The sequence below is a fragment of the Corynebacterium alimapuense genome (assembly GCF_003716585.1).
Lineage (GTDB): Bacteria > Actinomycetota > Actinomycetes > Mycobacteriales > Mycobacteriaceae > Corynebacterium > Corynebacterium alimapuense.
In genome coordinates this window covers 18,660-40,586 of sequence record NZ_PTJO01000005.1, presented here as the reverse complement: position 1 = coordinate 40,586, position 21,927 = coordinate 18,660, and the positions used below count along the sequence as shown (strand labels likewise).

16 protein-coding genes and 1 tRNA gene are annotated in these 21,927 nt (G+C 56.3%); 10 read left to right on the top strand and 7 right to left on the bottom strand.

Translation table 11 applies throughout. The annotated features are described in order from the left end of the window. Positions 1–72 precede the first annotated feature (72 nt). Together C5L39_RS07270 and C5L39_RS07265 are read right to left on the bottom strand one after the other, a co-directional pair. Complete coding sequence (locus tag C5L39_RS07270) at positions 73–339, bottom strand: hypothetical protein (protein ID WP_123048244.1); 267 nt, start codon at positions 337–339, stop codon at positions 73–75. A gap of 364 nt (positions 340–703) precedes the next feature. After that, positions 704–780, bottom strand: a tRNA-Leu gene (locus C5L39_RS07265). A 119-nt stretch (positions 781–899) separates the two neighbouring features. Here C5L39_RS07265 and polA point away from each other — a divergent pair. Then, entirely contained in the window at positions 900–3,503 is a 2,604-nt protein-coding gene (gene polA, locus C5L39_RS07260; RefSeq protein WP_245974955.1) for a DNA polymerase I, read from the top strand. 12 nt (positions 3,504–3,515) lie between these two features. Here the strand turns inward: polA and C5L39_RS07255 are convergent, their stop codons facing one another. Then, a complete protein-coding gene (locus tag C5L39_RS07255; RefSeq protein ID WP_123048243.1) occupies positions 3,516–4,271 on the bottom strand; it encodes a class I SAM-dependent methyltransferase in 756 nt (251 codons plus the stop codon). A 226-nt stretch (positions 4,272–4,497) separates the two neighbouring features. Between C5L39_RS07255 and rpsA the strand changes: the two genes are divergently transcribed. The 8 genes from rpsA to C5L39_RS07215 all read left to right on the top strand — a co-directional run bounded on the left by rpsA (position 4,498) and on the right by C5L39_RS07215 (position 13,158). Next, a complete protein-coding gene (gene rpsA / locus C5L39_RS07250; RefSeq protein ID WP_123048242.1) occupies positions 4,498–5,964 on the top strand; it encodes a 30S ribosomal protein S1 in 1,467 nt (488 codons plus the stop codon). Between the two features lie 359 nt (positions 5,965–6,323). Further along, the gene (locus tag C5L39_RS07245; RefSeq protein WP_123048241.1) at positions 6,324–8,372 is read left to right on the top strand and encodes a glucose PTS transporter subunit IIA; all 2,049 of its coding nucleotides are present in this window, start codon (positions 6,324–6,326) and stop codon (positions 8,370–8,372) included. Between the two features lie 18 nt (positions 8,373–8,390). Further along, positions 8,391–8,990 (top strand): dephospho-CoA kinase, encoded by a 600-nt coding sequence (gene coaE, locus C5L39_RS07240; protein WP_123048240.1) that lies wholly within the window; start codon positions 8,391–8,393, stop codon positions 8,988–8,990. Between the two features lie 89 nt (positions 8,991–9,079). Next, positions 9,080–9,496 (top strand): DUF4259 domain-containing protein, encoded by a 417-nt coding sequence (locus C5L39_RS07235; RefSeq protein WP_245974930.1) that lies wholly within the window; start codon positions 9,080–9,082, stop codon positions 9,494–9,496. Between the two features lie 26 nt (positions 9,497–9,522). Beyond that, positions 9,523–10,002 (top strand): heme-binding beta-barrel domain-containing protein, encoded by a 480-nt coding sequence (locus tag C5L39_RS07230; protein WP_123048239.1) that lies wholly within the window; start codon positions 9,523–9,525, stop codon positions 10,000–10,002. Between the two features lie 75 nt (positions 10,003–10,077). Further along, a complete protein-coding gene (uvrB, locus tag C5L39_RS07225; protein WP_123048587.1) occupies positions 10,078–12,180 on the top strand; it encodes an excinuclease ABC subunit UvrB in 2,103 nt (700 codons plus the stop codon). Positions 12,181–12,189: 9 nt separating this feature from the next. After that, positions 12,190–12,645, top strand: a complete 456-nt coding sequence (locus tag C5L39_RS07220) for a universal stress protein (RefSeq protein WP_123048238.1) — start codon at positions 12,190–12,192, stop codon at positions 12,643–12,645. A 69-nt stretch (positions 12,646–12,714) separates the two neighbouring features. Next, positions 12,715–13,158, top strand: coding sequence for a universal stress protein (locus C5L39_RS07215; protein ID WP_123048237.1), 444 nt, complete (start codon positions 12,715–12,717; stop codon positions 13,156–13,158). An 83-nt stretch (positions 13,159–13,241) separates the two neighbouring features. Here the strand turns inward: C5L39_RS07215 and C5L39_RS07210 are convergent, their stop codons facing one another. The 3 genes from C5L39_RS07210 to C5L39_RS07200 all read right to left on the bottom strand — a co-directional run bounded on the left by C5L39_RS07210 (position 13,242) and on the right by C5L39_RS07200 (position 17,084). Further along, positions 13,242–15,386 carry a HelD family protein gene (locus tag C5L39_RS07210; RefSeq protein ID WP_123048586.1) on the bottom strand — a complete coding sequence of 715 codons (2,145 nt, stop codon included), beginning with the start codon at positions 15,384–15,386 and terminating at the stop codon, positions 13,242–13,244. 117 nt (positions 15,387–15,503) lie between these two features. After that, entirely contained in the window at positions 15,504–16,421 is a 918-nt protein-coding gene (locus tag C5L39_RS07205; RefSeq protein WP_123048236.1) for a DoxX family protein, read from the bottom strand. 60 nt (positions 16,422–16,481) lie between these two features. Next, positions 16,482–17,084, bottom strand: coding sequence for an MBL fold metallo-hydrolase (locus C5L39_RS07200; protein WP_123048235.1), 603 nt, complete (start codon positions 17,082–17,084; stop codon positions 16,482–16,484). A gap of 99 nt (positions 17,085–17,183) precedes the next feature. Here C5L39_RS07200 and uvrA point away from each other — a divergent pair, with 99 nt between their 5' ends. Next, entirely contained in the window at positions 17,184–20,033 is a 2,850-nt protein-coding gene (gene uvrA / locus C5L39_RS07195; RefSeq protein WP_123048585.1) for an excinuclease ABC subunit UvrA, read from the top strand. Here the strand turns inward: uvrA and C5L39_RS07190 are convergent. Next, positions 20,009–21,895 carry a DUF2339 domain-containing protein gene (locus tag C5L39_RS07190; protein WP_123048234.1) on the bottom strand — a complete coding sequence of 629 codons (1,887 nt, stop codon included), beginning with the start codon at positions 21,893–21,895 and terminating at the stop codon, positions 20,009–20,011. The two genes, uvrA and C5L39_RS07190, sit on opposite strands and share 25 nt — an antisense overlap. Between the last annotated feature and the right edge of the window lie 32 nt (positions 21,896–21,927).

Genomic DNA, 21,927 nt, shown 5'->3' with positions numbered 1-21,927 from the left:
CTTTCCTTAAAGAATTCAGAAGATGTGTGTTGCGTGGGTCAGTCTAAAAGACACACTCAACGGGTATATCGATCAGTAGTTGGAGGACGAGATTGCTGCGAGTGATGAACCGACCACGGTGATACCCACGAAGCCGACCAGCCAGTCGCGCAGCAATAGCGAAGAGCCTTCAAGCACCTCAGGGCCAAACGGATCAGAGGAGAGATTATTCACGATCAGTTCAAAGCCGGTAGAGCCCGTGGTCAACGCATCCGGTAGGTCTTCAGCTGCGTTTGCAGCAGGTATGGCACCGAAGATCAGGGCGGTGGATGTGGCTAGTGCAACAATGGTGCGGCGCATGCTCAAAGGCTCCTCGAGAGTATTTATAGAGACTTGCAAACTATAGCCCGAAGTTGTTGGAATCCTATCGTTTTCCGTCGCAGATCAATCAGCCTGAGATTTGTGTTGTCCCTCGTCAATCGTGGCGGTTCTGGCTAAAACTCAGAAAGACTCGCGAGTACTAGGAACGTTAATGATGGAGTCGAAAAATATTCCGGCTCTCGACTCGATACACATTCATTCTGATGCTAGGTCAAGCCTATAGGCATGATTTCAGGCAAGAGCTTAGTGGATGCAATCAGGGAATCATGATGATGCCCACAATGGAGTTATCCCCGAGCTCACAGAGGGTAATCCGGAGATCGGGGATAACTAGATATTCTATTGGTGCCCCAGGTCGGACTCGAACCGACACTGGACGGATTTTGAATCCGTTGCCTCTGCCAATTGGGCTACTAGGGCGTGTCCGAAATATATCTTAAACCAACAGGTAGCCCAATAGCCAATAGCCCCTCGCTAGACTCGTGAACGTGATTGAGAAGACCGAGAACAACCGCCTCCTGCTCATCGACGGACACTCGATGGCCTTCCGTGCTTTCTACGCCCTACCGGCCGAGAATTTTTCCACGACGGGAGGTCAGCACACCAACGCCGTCTATGGATTTTTGTCCATGCTGGCCAATATCTTGGCGGAGGAAAAGCCGAGCCACGTCGCGGTGGCTTTCGACGTGGGGCGCAAGACTTTCCGTACGGAGATGTTCCCCGCGTATAAGGCTCAACGCGAGGCCACTCCGGAAGCCTTCAAAGGCCAAGTGGGCATTTTGCAAGAAATCCTGGGGACTCTCGGCATTACGACGTTGAGCATGGAAAACTACGAAGCCGATGACATCCTGGCCACTTTGACTACTGCCGCGCGGCCACTGGGTTATGAGATTCGAATTGTCACCGGTGACCGCGACTATCTTCAGTTAGTTGATGGGCAGACCACCGTGCTCTATCCCATGCGTGGGGTATCAACACTGCACCGCTTCACCCCGCAAGCAGTTGAAGAAAAATATGGCTTGACCCCTCAGCAGTATCCAGATTTCGCAGCACTGCGTGGGGACCCGTCAGACAACCTGCCCAATATCCCAGGGGTAGGGGAAAAGACGGCCACCAAATGGATCAAGCAGTACGGCACTCTCGATAGCCTGCTCGATCATGCCGGGGAGATTAAGGGACGTGCTGGCGAGAACTTCCGAGAGCGACTCGATCAGGTTCGGCTCAATCGAGAACTCACTCAAATGCTCACTGACATGGAGCTGCCCGTTGGTCCCGATCAGCTACAGATCGATTCGGTCGATGTGGCAGCAGTCGCCGAGCGTTTTGATGAACTTCAATTCGGTGCCAACCTCCGTGAACGTGTTCTCGCAGTGGTTCCCACCGAAGGCGAGGTATCCGAGGAAGTCGCCGAGTTATCCGATGTCGTGGTCGATGAGGAGTCGCTTGCCACATGGCTGCCCTCCCGCAGGGGACAAGGGATGGCCTTGTTCATCATGGGCACGGCTACGCCGAACCAGGGGGATGCCTCGGCGCTGGCGATCGTCGATAAGCAGCGGCATGCAGTCAGCGTTGAACTGGGAGAATTGGACCCAGCTGATGAACAGGCGTTAGCCAACTGGCTAGATTCTGCGGAGCCTAAGTACCTGCACGAGTCCAAAGCCGCTTTCCATATGTTGGCCGGGCGGGGAATGCCGCTTCAGGGTGTAGCTCATGACACTGCGATCGCGGCCTATCTGCTGCGACCTGGTCAACGTACTTATGATCTGAAAGATATCTACCAACGCCATCTGCAACGTCAGCTCGCCGAACCTGATGGTCAGCTTTCGCTGATGGGGGATACCTCCCTGGTTGATTCGGCGGTAGCGGTACTCGAGCTGGCAGAAGAATTGACCATTCAGCTCCAACAGATTGATGGTTTTGAGCTCTACCACGATCTTGAGCTTCCGCTAGCCGGAATCCTCGGCCGGATGGAAGCCGCCGGTATCGCGGTAGATGTAGCCACTCTGGAAGAACAACTAGAAGATTTCATTGAGAAAGTTGCACACGAAGAAGCGATCGCTCGCGAACTTGCTGGCGACCCTTCACTCAACCTTTCCAGCCCGAAGCAGCTACAGGTCGTCCTTTTTGAAACACTCGGCCTGCCGAAGACTAAGAAGACCAAAACGGGCCATTCGACTGCAGCAAAAGAGATTGAGCAGCTAGCGGCCAAGCATCCGCACCCCTTCCTCGACCGACTCCTGGCACACCGCGAATACCAGAAGATGAAGACGACCCTGGAAGGTCTGATCAAGACGGTTCAGTCCGATGGTCGAATTCACACCACCTTCAACCAGACCGTTGCCTCTACAGGCCGTCTCAGCTCTACTGAGCCGAACCTGCAGAATATCCCCGTGCGCACCCCAGCGGGCAGGCGAATCCGCTCTGCCTTTGTTGTTGGCCAAGGCTATGAGACTTTGCTGACCGCCGATTATTCCCAGATCGAGATGCGCGTCATGGCGCACCTATCGGAGGACCCCGGACTCATTGAGGCTTACCTGGCAGGCGAAGACCTCCACAATTACGTAGGTTCCAAGGTCTTCAACGTCCCCATCGATCAGGTCACCCCGGAACTGCGACGCCGAGTCAAAGCAATGTCCTATGGCCTGGTCTATGGGCTCTCGGCTTTCGGGCTCTCCCAACAGCTCGATATCCCCGCAGGTGAGGCCAAAACGATTATGGAAAGCTACTTCGAGCGCTTTGGCGGAGTACAGCGCTACCTTGCCGAGATCGTCGACAAGGCACGCAAAGATGGCTATACCTCGACCCTATTTGGCCGCCGACGCTACCTGCCGGAGCTCACCTCCGATAACCGAGTAGCAAGGGAAAACGCCGAGCGAGCAGCCCTGAATGCGCCGATCCAGGGAACCGCGGCAGACATCATCAAGGTGGCAATGATCCGGGTAGATCGGCAGCTTCGCGACGCCCGCGTGTCCTCCCGCGTCCTACTGCAAGTCCACGATGAGCTCGTGGTGGAAATCGCGCCGGGTGAGCTTGAGCAGGTGCGGTCGATCATCGCCAGGGAAATGGACGGAGCGATCAGTCTGCGGGTGCCCTTGGAAATCTCAGCTGGCGAAGGCGCGAACTGGGATCAAGCAGCTCACTGAGGTCTGGCGAAATTATAGTGAGGCGACAAAAATTGCCGAGCCGGGGAAGATTCGCCCGCGTAGGGGAGACCACTGTCCCCATTCTTCGGTGAGCTCTGCTGGCCACTCGGGTTCAATAATGTCCTCGATAGTGAACCCGGCGGCCACTAACGCTCGCACCCAATCGCCGATAGTTCGGTGGTATTCGGCGTAGGTGATGGTGCCGTGTTCATCAGTTTCGAGGTATTCCCGTTCGAAATAGGAAATTTCGGCGGTTAGTCCCTCAGATCCGGGATAGTCAGGGAAAATCCACCGCATGGGGTGGTTGACGGAAAACACTAGTCGGCCACCGGGGCGAAGCACCCGGGCTAGATCGGCAAAAACTGCTGTTATGTCAGGGATGAAGGGAAAGGCGCCGAAAGCGGAGAAGGCCACATCGAAAGAATCTTCGCAGTAGGGCATCGATTGGGCGTCGGCCTGGACGAGATTGACAGTGTTGGTTTCGGCGTGGCGCAACATGCCAAGGGAGAGATCGAAAGCAGTGATAAAACCGACGCCCTGCTCTGCCAGCCACCTAGAACAGGGGGCAGAGCCGCACCCAATCTCGAGAACAGCAGAGTTGTTCACATCTCCGAGTAACTGGGCGGTGGATTCCGCGAGCATTTCCGGACACCAATGAAATCCAGCCAGGTAGGGGGCATGGTCTAAGTGGTAGCGATCGGCATCAGAATCCCACCAGCTCCGGTTGGCGCTCGCAGCTTGAGCTGCGGGGGTATCGGTGTTAGTCACGTGCGTTTTCCCTCCGGGAAACTCAGGTTTGTGGTATTTGCTTCCGCTGCATAAAAAGAGTATTGTATCTCAGGCGTGTCGTAGCTTTGTGGCGTGCCGGGCCGTAATGGGAGGGTCCGTGCTACTTCAAAGTGAGATCGAGCCGTGTTTTCTTTAGTGAAACCCCGTCGAAAGATGCGTTCCTGTCCACTTCCTATCTCCTATCCAACTCGGAGCAACTGAACACATGCCCAACACCACTGCCCCTCAGGTTGCCATCAACGACATTGGCACCGCTGAGGATTTCCTGGCCGCCGTCGACGCGACGATCAAGTACTTCAACGATGGCGACATCGTTGAAGGCACTGTCGTCAAGGTCGACCGCGACGAGGTGCTGCTCGATATCGGCTACAAGACCGAGGGCGTCATTCCGTCCCGTGAGCTGTCGATCAAGCACGATGTTGACCCGGACGAGGTTGTCCAGGTCGGCGACGAGATCGACGCACTTGTCCTCACCAAGGAGGACAAAGAGGGTCGTCTGATCCTGTCCAAGAAGCGCGCCCAGTACGAGCGTGCATGGGGCGCCATCGAGGAACTGCAGAACAAGGACGAGCCGGTTACCGGTACCGTCATCGAGGTCGTCAAGGGTGGACTCATCCTCGACATCGGCCTGCGTGGCTTCCTGCCGGCATCGCTGGTTGAAATGCGCCGCGTGCGCGACCTGGATCCCTACATCGGCCAGGAGCTCGAAGCTAAGATCATCGAGCTGGACAAGCACCGCAACAACGTGGTCCTGTCCCGTCGTGCATGGCTCGAGCAGACTCAGTCTGAGGTTCGCTCCGAGTTCCTCCACCAGCTCCAGAAGGGCCAGGTCCGCAAGGGCGTCGTGTCCTCCATCGTTAACTTCGGCGCTTTCGTCGATCTCGGCGGAGTCGACGGACTGGTTCACGTTTCCGAGCTGTCCTGGAAGCACATCGATCACCCCTCCGAGGTTGTCACCGTCGGCGACGAGGTCACCGTGGAGGTGCTCGACGTCGATCTCGACCGCGAGCGTGTCTCCCTGTCGCTGAAGGCGACTCAGGAGGATCCGTGGCGCGTGTTCGCACGCACCCATGCTGTCGGCCAGATCGTTCCCGGCAAGGTCACCAAGCTGGTTCCCTTCGGTTCCTTCGTGCGCGTCGAAGAGGGCATCGAGGGCCTGGTCCACATCTCCGAGCTGGCTCAGCGCCACGTCGAGGTTCCCGACCAGGTTGTCACCGTTGGCGAAGAAGCAATGGTCAAGGTCATCGACATCGACCTCGAGCGTCGCCGCATCTCCTTGTCCCTCAAGCAGGCCGACGAGGATTACTCGGAGGAGTTCGATCCCTCCAAGTACGGCATGGCCGACTCCTACGACGATCAGGGTAACTACATCTTCCCTGAGGGCTTCGACGCCGAGACCAACGAATGGCTCGAAGGCTTCGAAGAGCAGCGTCAGGCATGGGAGGGTCGCTACGCAGAGTCGGAGCGCCGCTTCCAGCTGCACACCGCTCAGATCGAGCGTCACCGTGCCGCTGCCGCTGAGGCTGCAGAAGAGTCCGCTACCAACTACTCTTCCGAGTCCAAGTCTGAGGATGACGCCCCGGTTTCCGAGGATGTCGCCGAAGAGCACGGTGGAGCATTGGCTTCCGACGAGCAGCTCGCTGCTCTGCGTGAGAAGCTGGCTGGCAACTAGTCACTAGTTTTGCCCGAAAGGGCCGTGCGTGAGAAATTTCTCACGCACGGCCCTTTTTGCTATTTCTAGCTGTTAGTGCAGGCAATGAGGCCCAACAGGTCATTACCACCTTAAGAATGTGGGGAGGCTTGGGATCTGGTGGGAAAAGGATGAATATGGTCTTTTGTTCAGGTGGTTTTCGTTGTACTATATCTGTGTAATACCGAGAGTCGGAGATTGTCTCATCGCCCGTCGCTAGCGCGGAGGGAATTCTGGTCATAACCAGTTCGGCGAGGCCCTAATCGGCTACCGGACAATTATGGCTGCGGCTGGTTCTACCTACAGGTAAGTCGGCTGGGCCCCTGAGAAAGGTCCTGAACATGGCGTCTAAGACCATAGTGACCTCTCAGCACATCATCGATAAAATCGGTGGGGCTGAGAATGTTACTTCGCTTACGCATTGCGCAACGCGCCTGCGTTTCCAACTTCGAGATCAGTCCAAGGTAGATATGGTTGCCTTGGAATCTGACCCAGCTGTGCTCGGTGTGGTTCCTCAGGGAACCACCGGCCTGCAGGTGGTTATGGGTGGTGGTGTCGCTGACTACTACGGTGCCATCATCAAAGAACCCGGAATGGGCAATCTCTCCGAAGATAAGTCCTCCGGAACTAAGGAATACGGCGGAGTTCGCGGAAAGTCCTCCCGCGTCGACTTCGCTTTCGAATTCCTCTCTGATACTTTCCGTCCGATCCTCTGGGCGCTGCTTGGCGCATCACTGATCATTACCCTGCTGGTCCTCGCCGATACCTTCGGCCTGCAGGACTTCCGCGCACCAATGGATGAGCAGCCTGACTCCTACGTCTTCATGCATGCCATGTGGCGTTCGGTGTTCTACTTCCTGCCGATCATGGTTGGTGCCACTGCAGCCCGAAAGCTCGGAGCTAATGAGTGGGTGGGCGCCGCTATCCCGGCTGCACTGTTGACCCCGGAGTTCCTCTCCTTGGGCTCCGCTGGTGATACCGTCACCGTCTTCGGCCTGCCGATGGTCCTCAACGACTACTCCGGCCAGGTCTTCCCGCCGCTGATCGCAGCCATCGGCTTGTTCTGGGCAGAAAAGGGCCTGAAGAAAATCATCCCTGCCGCCGTGCAGATGGTCTTCGTGCCGTTTTTCTCCCTGCTGATCATGATCCCGGCTACCGCATTCCTGCTCGGCCCATTCGGTATCGGTATCGGTAACGGTATCTCCGATATGCTCTTCTGGGTCAATGACCTCTCGCCGTTCATCCTGGCGATCATCGTCCCGCTGCTCTACCCCTTCCTGGTTCCGCTGGGTCTGCACTGGCCGCTCAACGCCATCATGATTCAGAACATCGCCACCTTGGGCTACGACTTCATCCAGGGCCCAATGGGTGCTTGGAACTTCGCTTGCTTCGGTGTCGTCACCGGTGTCTTCGTCCTCTCCATTCGGGAACGCAACAAGGCAATGCGCCAGGTCTCCCTTGGCGGCATGCTTGCCGGCCTGCTCGGCGGTATCTCTGAACCTTCTCTCTACGGTGTTCTGCTGCGTTTCAAGAAGACCTACTACCGCCTGCTGCCGGGCTGTTTCGTCGGTGGCGTTGTCATGGGCATCTTCGACGTCAAGGCTTATGCCTTCGTCTTCACCTCTTTGCTGACCATCCCGGCTATGGACCCGTGGGGCGGCTACACCATCGGTATCGCCGCAGCCTTCTTGACCTCCATGCTGCTGGTTATCGTTCTTGATTACCGCACCAAGGATGAGCGCGATGAGATTCATGCTCAGATTGAAGCTGAGCTGGCCGAGGCCAACGAAGCTGAGGACGAGCGCATCGATGCTGCTGAGAACATCACCGCAGCTTCCGCTGGTGCAGGTACCGCTGGAGCCGCTGGTGCCGTAGCTACCGCTCCGGCCCCGACTAAGACTGCCCTGGAAGCAGGAACAGTCACGATGATCACTGCTCCGTTAGAAGGAAAGGTCATTGCCCTCTCCGAGGTTCCCGACCCAGTCTTCGCCGGTGAAGCACTCGGTAAGGGCGTGGGAATTGAGCCGACTGGCGACACTGTTGTTGCTCCGGCTGCTGGCAAAGTCCTGACTGTCCAAAAGACCGGCCACGCGGTTGGCCTGCGCTTGGACAACGGCGTGGAGCTTCTCATCCACATCGGCATTGACACGGTGAACATGGCCGGCGATGGCTTCGAGGTCCTCGTGGAAAAGAAGCAGCAAGTCTCTGCTGGCACTCCGCTGGTGCGCTTTGACCTAGCCAAGATTAAGGCTGCCGGCTACTCAGCTGTCACCCCAGTGTTGGTAGTCAACACCAAGAAGTTCGCTACCGTCGAGGGCCATACCGGCGCTCAGGCAAGCATCGGTGATGAAATCATCACGGTGACTGCTCCGGAAGCGGAAACTGCATAACTAGCTAGAATCGAGTCCATGTTTAAAATCGGACTCACCGGAGGGATCGGCAGCGGTAAGACAACCGTTGCCGATCTTCTTCATTCTCAAGGCCTCAAGATCGTTGACGCCGATCAGATTGCCCGGGATATCGTCGAACCAGGCGCCCCTGCATTAGCAGAGCTGGCCCAGACTTTCGGCGCAGATATCATCCATCCCGATGGCACCCTCAATCGTGCAGAGCTGGCAGCTCGAGCTTTCGTTGATCAAGAACACACCGGGTTGCTCAATGGCATCACCCACCCGCGGATCCACGAGGAAACCCAGCGTCAGTTTGCCCACGCCGAAGCAACTGGGGAAGCCGCAGTAGTCTATGACATGCCCTTGTTGGTCGACAACGGGCTGCACACCGGGATGGATCTGGTGGTGGTGGTTGACGTCGACGTCGATAAGCGCATCCGGCGACTGGTGGAATGGCGAGGCTTAGCTGAGTCCGATGCCCGTCGAAGGATCGACGCCCAGATTGATGATCAGATCCGGCTGGCAGCAGCCGATGTAGTCATTGACAACAATGGCGCACTTGAAGCACTGGCACCCCAGGTCGATGCGCTGGTAGCGCGCATTCGTGCGTTGAGCTGAAACTACGCAGACGAAGGCGCTGGCAGGCGCCGCGAGAATAGGGAAGAGGACTACGGACACCGCAGCAGATAAGACGCGCAATCCTACGAATGAGTTTTCTCGCATGGGGCATCGTTCTAGATCAGAGTATGGTGTCGATCATGGAAATCTGGAACACCGGACCATTCGACAATGACGATGCTGCCGAACTGCTCGAGGATGTTCGCCAGGGAGAGGAACTCTACTTAGATGAACTACTTCCAGGCGCTGGCAACCATTATATTGAGGCTGATCAAGGCGCGATGATTATTGCTTTGGCGCACTTGGCCGCAGGCGACCTGCCCGAGAACATCACTGCTGAACACGTCAGCGAGCTGCAAGATCCAGCGATGAAAGAACGGCTCCGCCAGAGCTTGGAAGCAGTGCTTGCTGATGGAACCGTGTCCGGACTCGCCGGGCATTGGGCCAAGCAGGGCACTGATCAGCTCTACGAATGGAAAGCGAAGGCGCATGTCAGCCTGAGCTAGGCGTTTCTCGCCTAATGTCTATAGTCATGGAACTTCACCCGAACCTGCAGCCCTTTGCTTTTCTCCTTGGCTCTTGGGCAGGAGATGGACGGGGCTTTTATCCGACCATTAAGGACTTTTCCTATTCTGAAACCGTGACTTTCACCGCTGCTGCGGGCAAGCCCTTTTTCCGCTATGAGCAGAAGAGCAGGGGAGCTAATGGTCCGATGCACACTGAAGTTGGTTTTCTTCGACCCGTCGGTGAGGGCAACCTAGAGCTGGTTATCGCTCAACCAACCGGTCAAACAGAGTTGCTTGCAGGCAAGGCTCAGCAGGGCGGGCGAGTCCTAGAGTTCGGACAATCCTCCGTGGTCAATACCGCCACCGCCAAGCATGTGGATACCACGCGGCGAATCTACACCTTCAATGATGACTTCTCTGTGCTTTCTACTCGCTTCGACATGGGTGCCGTCGGTCAGCCGCTTCAGCAGCACCTAGCCAGTGAATTGTCTCAGCAAGACTCTTAAGCGATTCGGTGGTTTCGGTGGCCGAGCCTGGCTGAGGTGGTCTGGCAGATCCAAGATCGGGGTATCCTCGTTTCCATGGCTTTTGCTGCTGAACACCCCGTGTTGTCCCATTCCGAACACCGCCCCGTCGGCGAGGTAGAGCGCAGTGATGGCCGTTTTGAGGTCATCTCGGACTATCAGCCGGCTGGCGATCAACCTGCGGCTATTAAAGAACTCGATGAGCGGCTCAATCGTAGTGAGCGTGACATCGTCTTGTTGGGCGCTACTGGTACCGGCAAATCTGCTACTGCTGCTTGGCTGATTGAGCAGCAACAGCGTCCCACTTTGGTAATGGCGCCGAATAAGACGCTGGCAGCACAGCTAGCCAATGAGCTGCGCACCTTATTACCTAATAATGCGGTGGAGTATTTCGTTAGTTATTACGACTACTACCAACCTGAAGCCTATATTGCGCAAACGGATACTTATATCGAGAAAGACTCCTCGATCAATGATGATGTTGAGCGATTGCGACACTCGGCGACCTCCTCGTTGCTCTCGCGTCGCGACGTCGTCGTGGTGTCCTCAGTTTCGTGCATCTACGGTCTAGGCACTCCGCAGTCCTATTTGGACCGCTCTGTAATTCTCAACGTGGGCGAAGAAGTCGACCGGGACCGCTTCCTCAGGCTGTTGGTGGATATCCAATATGAGCGCAATGATATCGCTTTCCAGCGCGGAGTTTTTCGAGTTAAAGGCGATACCGTAGATATCATTCCGGCCTATGAAGAGCTGGCAGTGCGGGTGGAATTCTTCGGTGATGAGATTGATGCCCTGTATTATATTCACCCGCTGACCGGGGATGCAGTACGCCAAGTGGAAGATATCCGGATCTTCCCGGCAACTCACTATGTGGCGGGACCAGAGCGGATGGAAAAGGCCGTTGTGGCTATTAAAGAAGAGCTAGCCCAGCGCCTGGCCGATCTGGAAAATCGCGGCAAGCTCTTGGAAGCGCAGCGACTGCGGATGCGCACCGAATACGACCTAGAAATGATCGAGCAGGTGGGGTTTTGTTCTGGAATTGAGAACTATTCACGCCACATAGATGCCCGTGGCTCCGGGACCGCACCAGCTACTCTGATCGACTACTTTCCAGAGGACTTCCTGACGATTATCGACGAGTCGCATGTGACCGTCCCGCAGATTGGTGGCATGTTCGAAGGGGATATGTCGCGTAAGCGCAATCTGGTGGAGTTTGGATTCCGGCTTCCCTCCGCGATGGATAACCGTCCATTGACGTGGGAAGAATTCGAGGAACGAGTGGGCCAGACGGTCTATCTCTCAGCCACACCTGGCAAATATGAGATGGCGGCGGCTGGGGGAGAGTTCGTCGAGCAAGTCATCCGGCCTACCGGTTTGGTAGATCCGAAGGTCAGTGTTCGACCCACTCAAGGCCAGATCGACGATCTTATTCACGAGATCCGAGAACGCACCGCGAAAAAAGAGCGGGTGTTGGTCACTACCCTGACGAAGAAAATGTCAGAGGATCTCACCGACTATCTCTTGGAAAATGGGATCAAGGTCCGCTATCTGCACTCGGATATTGACACTCTCCAGCGAGTGGAGCTGCTGCGTCAACTGCGGCTGGGTGACTACGACGTTCTCGTGGGCATTAACCTGCTGCGTGAAGGGCTGGATCTTCCTGAAGTCTCCTTGGTAGCAATTCTGGATGCAGATAAGGAGGGCTTCCTGCGTTCAGCGACCGCTCTCATTCAGACGATAGGACGAGCAGCGAGAAACGTCTCTGGCGAGGTGATTATGTATGCCGACCGAGTCACCGATTCGATGGAGCATGCGATCGAGGAGACAGATCGCCGCAGGGAGAAACAGATCGCCTACAACACTGAGCACGGCATCGACCCGCAGCCGTTGCGGAAGAAGATCGCAGATATTCTCGATCAGGTCTATGATTCGACCGCCGATAATCCGGGAGGCAGCGGAGGTGGCAGCGAGGCGGCGATGGTCGAACGCCCAGACACTTCGGGGATGCCGGCGCAACAGGTGCAGAAACTCATTGATGACTTGGCCGCCCAGATGGGTGCGGCTGCGCGAGAACTAAAATTCGAACTGGCCGGAAGGTTGCGGGATGAGATCACCGAGTTGCGTAAGGAACTCAAGGGAATAAAGGACGTTGGGATGTAAGCTGTTCGCATGATCACTTACTCCACAATCGCTGTGGGCACCGATGGCTCTGAATCTTCGCTGCTCGCTGTCCGTACTGCTGCTAGCTTGGCACGTGTCTATGATGCCAATCTCGTCATCATCTCTGCTTGGTATGCCGCTTCTGGCTCCTTGCTTAACGCTCCCCATAGCGACGTCTCAGTAGTGCCGATTGTCGGCGAAGACGCCGCCGACAGCTGCCTCCAGGCTGCTCATGAGGCAGCCACAGAAGAGGGAGCAACCAGCATCGAGCTGCGCAAAGTCTCCGGAGCTCCGGCTACGGCCATGACCAAGGCCGTCATCGAAAGCGACATTGACCTGCTGGTTATCGGAAACAAGGGAGTAAATACCCTGACTGGACGAGTGTTTGGCAACATCCCGACTGAGGTAGTGCGTCGTTCGCCGGTCAACGTCTTGATCGTCAATACTGACGACCGCGCGTCTTGATTCTGAAACGTTGCTAAAATGGCTGTAACAATAAACAGTCATCCCCGAGGAAAGGTCCCGAGAGGTCCCATGAGCGATAATTATCAGACAATCGTGGTTGGCACGGACGGCTCCAAGTCTTCCCTGCTGGCCGTCGAACGAGCAGCGAAGATTGCTGCGGCTTTCGATGCCACCCTCATCATCGGTTGCGCTTACTACGAGAACAAAGATGATGCTTCGGAGACGCTTCGTCAGGACTCCGTGACCATCCTCGGTGATGAGACCGCACAGAAGAATCTTGAGGCAGGTGAAGCTACCGCCCGCGAGGCCGGTGCCACCAAGGTCGAGAAGGCCGTTCGTCCCGGCACTCCAGTCGAGGCACTTATGGCCATCATGACCGACAACAAGGCTGATCTACTGGTCGTCGGTAACCGGGGAATCAACTCCCTGACCGGTCGTCTGCTGGGATCGGTGCCAGCCGATGTCGCGCGTCAGTCCGACTGCGACGTTATGATCGTCCACACCGTCACCTAGTATTTGTCTGACGGCGAAACCAGGGTCTCTTCGGAGGCCCTTTTTTCCTGCCTAATCTAGGTTGCAAACAGCCAAGATAAGGCCTAGATCTCTGGCAGCTCACCGACAATGGTGAGCGTTTGGGTTGCTCGAGTGACCGCGACATAGAGGTCTTGCCAGCCTTGAGGGGAGCGTGCGATTATCGCAGCTGGTTCGATGACAAAGACGTGATCGAATTCCAACCCCTTGATCTCGGTGACATTTTCAGCGGTGATGACTTTGGATAATCCGTCCCCTGGGAATGAATATTCAGCGCCTAAGGGCAGGAAGGATACGGGCTTTCCGGACTCTCGGATGGCGGTAGCTGGACTTGCCTCTGGGGAGATATGAGCCAAGATGCGGTTGGCCACCTCCATGATCTCTGCCGGGGTGCGGTAGTTCACGGTCAGCTCATGATGATGAAATCTCTCGCCCACATAAGGCTCGAGGGTTTCTGCCCAAGAATCCACTCCCGCCGGCGAGCCAGTCTGCGCAGTATCGCCGACCAAGCTCATCCACCGCGAGGGGCTGCGCCGGAAGATCATCCGCCATTCCATCGGACTGAGTTCTTGAGCCTCATCAATAATGACGTGCCCATAGGCCCAGGTGTGGTCCTCGCGGGCTCGTTCAGCGGTGGAACGAGAGTCGCTGACTATCTGACGCCCGGCAAGGGTTTCAGCATCGATGACATCATGGGCAGAGAGAATCTCGGCATCGAAGAGATCATCATCATTGTCAGTGGACGCCGAACCCGTGAGAATATCTAGAGCCTCCTGGGCCTCAACGACCTGTTGTCGCCATGCTTGATCGGCGCGGGCAGCCAACGTCTCAGGGTCAGGCAGTCCCACCATAACGGCTAGTTCATCGAGCAACGCCGCATCTGAGGCAGCCCAAGGCGAGCCTTGGTCCCGGAGCAACGCAGCACGGGTCTCCTCGTCGTAATCGCCGGCGGCATACTCAATGGCTTCGGCGTCTTCGAGCAAACCCCTTAAGACCTCTTCGGGGTCGAGTCGGGGCCAATACTCGTCAATGAGCTTTTCGACGCCGATTTCTCCCGCAAGGTCGTCATGAAGCTGGTCGACATCAGCAGCTGAGAGAAGATTCTGCCCGCCTAGCGGATCAGCACCGATGGATTCGGCCAACTGCGCGGCAAGTTGACTGATGAGATGCTCGGCAAAGATCTCTTGGGCATCATTATGAGCTCGCTGGGAACGACGGGCGCGGGTTCGCGCGGCCTTGATCATCTGGGCGTCGATAAGCAGGGTGAGGGAACCGTGTGGTAGCTCCAAAGTTCGATCGGGGAGCACCTGATAAGCGCGGACGGCTTCGTTGAGAATAGTGACCATCTCTTCGGAACCCTTGACCTCACGGGTCAGCAGGGATTCCGCAGCGTTGCCGATGACACCAGGGTAGAGCTCACCAATAGTGGCTAACACCACGCCGGTCTCGCCGAGCTCTGGGAGCACCCGAGAAATATAGTTCAGAAAGTCCGGGTTGGGCCCGACAATTAAGACACCGGATTTAGATAGTTGCTCACGAGCGGTATAGAGCAGGTACGCCACGCGATGCAATGCCACGGCGGTCTTACCCGTGCCGGGGCCTCCCTCGACCACCATGATTCCGCGATGCTCATCACGAATGATGAGGTCCTGCTCGCGCTGAATCGTCTCCACAATGCTGTGCATATGTCCCGTGCGGGCCGCTGCCATCGCGCTCAATAATGCAGATTCTCCGCCTACGCCGTCGAGGCTGCCGTCGAGGGCTTCGCCGGAAAGATACTCATCATCGATCTTGGTAATCTTGCGTCCCGCAGTGCGGATATGCCTGCGCAAGTGGACGCCCTCGGGCTGGGCAGTAGTAGCGAGATAGAAGGGGCGGGCCATAGGCACCCGCCAGTCGAGCAAAAGATTGCGATAGCCCTCTTCTCGGACATCGAGCCCCATGCGACCGATGTAGCGACGGTCCAATCCAGGTTGCCCGGGGACGGGATTGTCCGGATCATCTGAGGCGATATCAATGCGACCAAAAACTAATCCGAGCTGGGCTAAGTTGAGCCGGTCGATTTTAGAGTTTAAGGCATGGTATTCCGTTTCCCGACGTACCAATGCATCAGCGTCCGGATTTGTTGGATCGACCTCCAGCTGGACCTGCCGCAGATGCTCATTGGCTTGGGAGACCTCAACGTCGAGACGCTCGAACAGGCCATCCATATAAGCCTGTTCGAGCGCGTGTTCCTGTTGCGATTTATCCTTCACGTCGCTGCCTCCTAATACCTTCCGCGTCACCAGATACGAAAACTATTAGTCTAGCGCAGCTACTCCGACCGACTAGCGGTTGAAGTTGGTTCCGATCTGCTTTTGCGCCTTAACCAACGCCTTGTCTGCACGCGACTGCAGCTTATCGGCATGCTTGCGAGCCTTCTTTGCGCCGATGCCAGCCTTTTGGTCAGCAGCGGCCAGAGCTTGGTCTGCTAACTCCTGAGTCTGTGCTGCAGCCTTGACTACTTCCTTGCGGGCATGGGCAGCATGGTCCCGAGCCAGCGTCAGCCAGTCATCCTTATGCTCATGAACATAATCAGTGACCTTGTGGGCAGCATCAGTAGCAGAAGCGGAAGCGACTGCCGCGGAGGTGCTAGCGGAATCGATCCATTCGTCCTTATTCTCGTGGACGTAATCCTGAGCCAAGGTCGCGTAATTGGAGACCTTGTCAGAAGTATCTTCGAACCAGCTCTTAGCGCTGTCAGCGAACTTCTCTGGCTCATCCTTAGTAGGAAGCGCCGCTTGGACTTTGTCACTGGTGACTTCCGCAGCCTTGTGCGCGCGCCAGCGCAGACCTGGCTTGCCTTCGGTATCCATCGAGGTGATCATCAGGCCACCAAGAAGAGCGAAGCTGGTGAGGAAACCGGAACGACGTGCGGCGCGCTCCTCGGTGTCTTGGGTTTCCCAGAAAGAGTGCCGGCTGAGCATCGTGGGGATCGCAGCGGCGGCAAGCACGGTGGCCGAGACACGAGGGAAGAATCCGACCGCGAGGGTGGAACCGGCGCCGACCTTGGCCAGACCAAGAGAGCGCACAATCAGTTCGGGGTCAGTAGGAAGATTGCGTGCGCACTGGCGCGGCAGGACCACACGTACCTGGCGGAGAAGGGCCTGCGCACCATCGACGTGCTCGCTGGTGTTGATGAGGGTATCCGCCCCATCGGCGATGTAGACGGACGCGATCATCGGGCGGGCGATCTTTCGGATCATGACGGCTCCTTGGGGGATAGTGCGGTATCTGTATCTAGGTTCCACCTTAGCGACGAATCTCTACCAACGACGTTCCCACCACTGTGCTAGGTGGGGGCGCTCAGCTCCGATCGTGGTGTCTTTGCCATGTCCTGGGTGCACGATGGAATCATCTGAGTAGACATCGAAGATCCGCTTGGAGACGTCCTTGAATAGGCGGACGAAGTCGTTTTCGGAGGAAGTTTTACCGAGCCCGCCGGGAAAGAGGCTATCTCCTACAAATAGGTGAGTGGTTCCATCAATCTCGGCGGCCAGGGCAGCCCCTCCTGGGGTATGTCCGCGCAGCACAGCGATGGGAAAGCTATAGCCAGCGAATTCAATGGAGTCGCCGTGGTGGAGCTCAATATCGACAGCGGCCGGTAGTGCCGGAGAGTCTAAGAAGGTGGCGTAGTGCTGCGCACCGGTCTCCTTCAAGACCTCGACTAGGGCCTGATAGTGATCAGCGTGTCGATGGGTGGTCAATACCGCGGTGATGGTGGCCCCAGCAGCCTGTGCCATGTCTGCGATAGCGGGGGCATCAGCGGCGGCGTCGATAAGCAGTGCCTGTTGTCCTGCGACGATGAGGTAGCAGTTGTTGTCCATCTCTGAGACGGAGATCTGGTGCAGCGAGAGGTCATGAGTCATGGTTTCTAGGGTAGCGCTGGATGCGCTCTCGTTGGTATGTTCGAGACTTGATGCCTGCCGGTGACACCGGCGACTGATGCTGATGAAGGGCTGGACAAAGTGGCTGATCGCCTCGTAGTGCGCGGAGCACGCGAACACAATCTCAAGAGTGTGGATATCGATCTGCCCCGCGACAAGATGGTCGTATTCACTGGTCTATCCGGATCTGGAAAATCCTCCTTGGCCTTCGACACCATCTTCGCTGAGGGGCAGCGGCGCTATATGGAGTCATTGAGCTCTTATGCTCGTATGTTCCTTGGGCAGCTGGACAAACCGGACGTCGATTTCATTGATGGATTGTCTCCATCAGTGTCCATCGATCAAAAATCCACCAACCGCAACCCTCGGTCGACCGTGGGCACTATCACGGAAATCTACGACTATCTTCGACTGCTGTTCGCACGTGCCGGTACTGCGCACTGTCCAGAGTGTGACGCTCCGGTGCAGCGACAGACCCCTCAGCAGATTGTTGACCAAGTCTTGGCGATGGAGGAGGGGCTGAAATTTCAGATCCTCGCCCCGGTGGTCCGGACGCGAAAAGGTGAGTTCGTTGATCTATTTGCTGACCTAGCATCGCAGGGGTATTCCCGAATCCGAGTCGATGGGCAGGTCTACCAGCTCTCCGAACCTCCGACTCTAAAAAAGCAGATCAAACACGATATTGATGTCGTTGTTGATCGTCTACAGGTTAAACCGACCCAGAAGCAGCGACTGACTGACTCAGTGGAGACGGCATTAAAGCTTGCCGATGGCGTGGTAGCCCTGGAATTTGTCAGCAAAGCCGAGAACGATCCAGCCCGCTATATCAGTTTTTCGGAACGGCTATCGTGCCCTAATGGGCATAGCCTCAATGTTGATGAGTTGGAGCCGCGGGCGTTTTCTTTTAACTCTCCTTATGGTGCGTGCCCAGTATGCGATGGAATCGGTACCCGGGCAGAAGTTGATATTGATCTGATCATCCCGGATCCAGACGCGCCAGTTATCCACGCGGTTCAACCCTGGAATTCAAGCCCCAACAGCAGCTACTTTGAAAAGCTCATTGAGGGACTCGCCGGAGCTCTCGACTTTGACCCAAAGGCTCCTTTTTCGGAGTTGACTGCGGCGCAACGTAAAGCACTGGTTCATGGCACCAGCACCGAGGTCGCCGTGCGCTATAAAAACCGCTATGGGCGGGTCCGCAATTGGAGCGCTCCTTTTGAAGGGGTAATGGGCTATCTCCACCGCAAGATTGATCAAGTGGAATCGGAGTGGTCGAAGGAACGCTACCTCGCCTACACCCGAGAGGTTGCCTGCCCGACCTGCCAGGGAGCCAGGCTGAAACCAGAGATCCTCGCGGTGCGGCTGGCGTCAACCACCCATGGTCAACAGTCCATTGCTGGACTGACGAGTCTGTCGATTATGGATGCTCGTGAGTTCCTTGACAGCTTGGTGCTGGGGAAAAAGGAATTGGTCATCGCAGGGGCAGTGCTTAAAGAGATTCAAGCCCGGCTGCAGTTTTTGCTCGATGTGGGGCTGTCTTATCTCACTCTCGATCGCGCTGCTGGGACGCTTTCTGGTGGCGAGGCTCAACGCATCCGCCTAGCTACTCAGATTGGCTCTGGCTTGGCCGGGGTCCTCTACGTCCTCGACGAACCCTCGATCGGTTTGCACCAGCGCGACAATCAGCGGTTAATCGCTACGCTGCAACGCTTGCGTGACATCGGCAACACCCTGATTGTCGTGGAGCATGATGAAGAGACCATCAATGCTTCCGATTGGGTTGTTGATGTCGGACCCCGAGCCGGCGAGTTCGGTGGTGAAGTCATCTACCAAGGCAACCCAGAGGGCTTATTGGCGTGCGAGGATTCCCTGACCGGTGCCTACTTGTCCGGGCGAAAAGCACTAGGAGTGCCCGATCAGCGTCGCTCGATTGATCCGGCACGACAATTGCGTGTGGTTGGTGCCAGAGAGAACAATCTTCGAGGCATCGATGTGGCGATTCCACTCGGTGTCTTGTGCTGCATTACCGGTGTCTCTGGTTCTGGTAAATCCACCTTGATCAATCAGATTCTGGCTAAAACCCTGGCTAACCAGCTCAATAAAGCCAGGCGTGTTCCTGGCCGAGCCAAGCGAGTCGACGGTATCGAGCACTTGGACAAACTCGTCCAGGTTGATCAATCACCTATTGGTCGTACGCCGCGGTCGAATGCCGCGACTTATACGGGGGTCTTCGATAAGGTGCGCAAGCTCTTTGCCGAGACCACTGAGGCGAAAGTTCGTGGATATAAAGCTGGACGTTTCTCTTTCAACGTCAAGGGTGGTCGCTGCGAGGCTTGCCAGGGCGATGGCACGTTGAAGATTGAGATGAACTTTTTGCCAGATGTTTTTGTCCCTTGTGAGGTCTGTGAGGGGGCCCGCTACAACCGGGAGACTCTTGAGGTTAAGTACAAGGGAAAGAACATCTCAGAGGTATTGAATATGCCGATCTCTGAGGCTGCAGAGTTTTTCGAACCGATCAGCTCAATCCATCGCTACTTGAATACCTTGGTCGAGGTCGGACTGGGATATGTCCGGCTTGGACAATCTGCCACCACACTTTCTGGTGGCGAGGCACAACGAGTGAAACTAGCTGCCGAACTGCAGAAACGATCGAATGGCCGAACCGTCTATATCCTCGATGAGCCGACCACTGGCCTTCATTTTGAGGACATTCGAAAGCTGATGTTGGTCATCCAGGGGTTGGTGAACAAGGGCAACTCGGTGTTGGTCATTGAGCACAATCTGGATGTGATCAAGGCAGCCGACTGGGTAATCGATATGGGTCCGGAAGGCGGTTCTGGTGGTGGTCTCCTCGTTGCGGAAGGCACCCCAGAAGACGTAGCAAAGGTATCCGGGTCTTATACCGGTCAGTTCTTGGCTGAGGTGCTCTGAGCTTTTCTTCGAGAACGTAGAGAAGCCATAGCCAGCAGCGCTAGCCCGGAGGCCAAGAAAGCGACCGCTCGGGGGAGACCGTCTAGCGCCTCTAAATCAAAGAACACTAGTTTGATCACGCCAGCTGCTGCCAATACCACCCCAGCGCCCAAGGAAACTCGGTCCGAGAGAGTGCTTGGCGCCAAGAGTATCCAAGCTGCCATGGCCATCCACAGCACCGAGACCGTCGCATGGCCGATGAAATAGCCCAGCCACATGCCGTTGGAACCGCCCAGCACGTTTCCCGCCCACGTACTGGCGGTGACTATCGCGATCATGGACAAATAGAGTCCTAGCACGGCAAACACGATCTGAATCCAAGTATCAAATTCGGAGATCACCCGCTGATGAGATACTAAAACACCCAGGAATAGCGTGATCAGCAGCGCCTGTAGCAATGCGACTTGGTCTGTTAACCAGAGTGGAGTTCCAGCTAGGACATTGTGTCCCAGACTGAACGTGATGATCAGTGCAGCCCCCATCCAAAACAACCAGGGTAGCGCTTTGTTCTGAGAGACCGGATGTCGCGACAACCACACAATAGTCACCGAAGCAGCGAGGAAAAATAGGACTACGACCACGGTGGCATTGGTCCGTTCTTCGGCTCCTAGCGGCGGACTCAGCAGCCAGACAATGAGGAAAGTCACCGCGGTGGCGCACCATGAAACTAATTCGAGGATTCGTGCTAGTTGTTTGGTCTTCGGGTGATTCGAATGACGGTAGAAATGACCAAGGGCGATGAGTCCAATCATCGCTGGGATGAGCAACCAGACCACGAGGGAATCTCCGGGTGAATTGAGATATTTCGGCCCAGAGGCTGCAACGGCTGAGAGCAATAGCAACAGCATGGGGGTGATCACGCCCGTGAATCGACCGGTCCGAAGATCTTGGCTGTCGGATAGGGAAACTGTCGCGAAGGCCAGGGCCGTGACCACAGCGATGATGATCCCGGTGTTACGGAAGTCCGTGTCCATCCAGGACAAAAGCTGAGCTTGGAGGAGTAGGGATGCGATCGCCACGATAATTCGGGGTACGGGGTACTTGGTGCGGAAGGTAAAACCTAAGAGAATGAGGGGCAGTAGCGCGACCGGCCAGGTGGCTGGAACTTCTGGAAGTAGAAATCCATCGACGATAGGGATTGCCACGACTCCCATGCCTGTCATGACGATCCACCAGTGCCTTTGCTTGGCCAGCATCAAATAGGCTAGCCACACTGCAAACAATGCGATGGTTCCGGCTATTTCTGACCACCAGTCTAAGATCCTCACCAAGGAATAGACCACCAGAACTGAAATCAGCAAAGAAGTTACGGCTAGTGCACCGACGCCGGCCGAGTGTCCTCGGTATTTTTCGAGCCAGAGTGCCGCTCCCAACAGCAGCATCGACAAAGCTATCGCCATCAGCACTCGAGCTAAGGGACCAAGTAGTCCCTGCTGAATCGCCAAGTTCACAACGAAGCCCACTCCGGCGACGGTGATTAATGTGCCTAGGACAGCGATGACTCGCAGCACCTTGGTTTCCATGGACACTGGAGCTTTCAATCGGTGGCCAGGTTCAGCTGTGGCTGGAGCGGCGACGGCCGTCGGATGGTCCTGGACTTCAGCAGACGGCACAGATGTAGCTGATGCAACTGATGCCACCACTTCCGTCGGGGTGGCATCAGTAATGTCCACCGAGGCGACGACGGGTTTCGGAGTCGGAGCATCCTCGCGGGAGATGACATCGGACAGACTGCGATGGGCATCGGAAAGCGCGACTTCGGCAGCTTCAATCCTAGCGAGCGCGATCCGCAGGTCCATGGACTCTTGATGTCTGTGATCCATGAGATCAGCTTAGATTGTTCGAGGGGCCAAAG

Bases quoted from the DNA above. Each gene is read 5' to 3' on its own strand.
- C5L39_RS07270 (WP_123048244.1), bottom strand. From the start codon at position 339: ATGCGCCGCACCATTGTTGCACTAGCCACATCCACCGCCCTGATCTTC.
- polA (WP_245974955.1), top strand. From the start codon at position 900: ATGGCCTTCCGTGCTTTCTACGCCCTACCGGCCGAGAATTTTTCCACG.
- rpsA (WP_123048242.1), top strand. From the start codon at position 4,498: ATGCCCAACACCACTGCCCCTCAGGTTGCCATCAACGACATTGGCACC.
- C5L39_RS07245 (WP_123048241.1), top strand. From the start codon at position 6,324: ATGGCGTCTAAGACCATAGTGACCTCTCAGCACATCATCGATAAAATC.
- coaE (WP_123048240.1), top strand. From the start codon at position 8,391: ATGTTTAAAATCGGACTCACCGGAGGGATCGGCAGCGGTAAGACAACC.
- C5L39_RS07235 (WP_245974930.1), top strand. From the start codon at position 9,080: ATGAGTTTTCTCGCATGGGGCATCGTTCTAGATCAGAGTATGGTGTCG.
- C5L39_RS07230 (WP_123048239.1), top strand. From the start codon at position 9,523: ATGGAACTTCACCCGAACCTGCAGCCCTTTGCTTTTCTCCTTGGCTCT.
- uvrB (WP_123048587.1), top strand. From the start codon at position 10,078: ATGGCTTTTGCTGCTGAACACCCCGTGTTGTCCCATTCCGAACACCGC.
- C5L39_RS07220 (WP_123048238.1), top strand. From the start codon at position 12,190: ATGATCACTTACTCCACAATCGCTGTGGGCACCGATGGCTCTGAATCT.
- C5L39_RS07215 (WP_123048237.1), top strand. From the start codon at position 12,715: ATGAGCGATAATTATCAGACAATCGTGGTTGGCACGGACGGCTCCAAG.
- C5L39_RS07210 (WP_123048586.1), bottom strand. From the start codon at position 15,386: ATGGATGGCCTGTTCGAGCGTCTCGACGTTGAGGTCTCCCAAGCCAAT.
- C5L39_RS07205 (WP_123048236.1), bottom strand. From the start codon at position 16,421: ATGATCCGAAAGATCGCCCGCCCGATGATCGCGTCCGTCTACATCGCC.
- C5L39_RS07200 (WP_123048235.1), bottom strand. From the start codon at position 17,084: ATGACTCATGACCTCTCGCTGCACCAGATCTCCGTCTCAGAGATGGAC.
- C5L39_RS07190 (WP_123048234.1), bottom strand. From the start codon at position 21,895: ATGGATCACAGACATCAAGAGTCCATGGACCTGCGGATCGCGCTCGCT.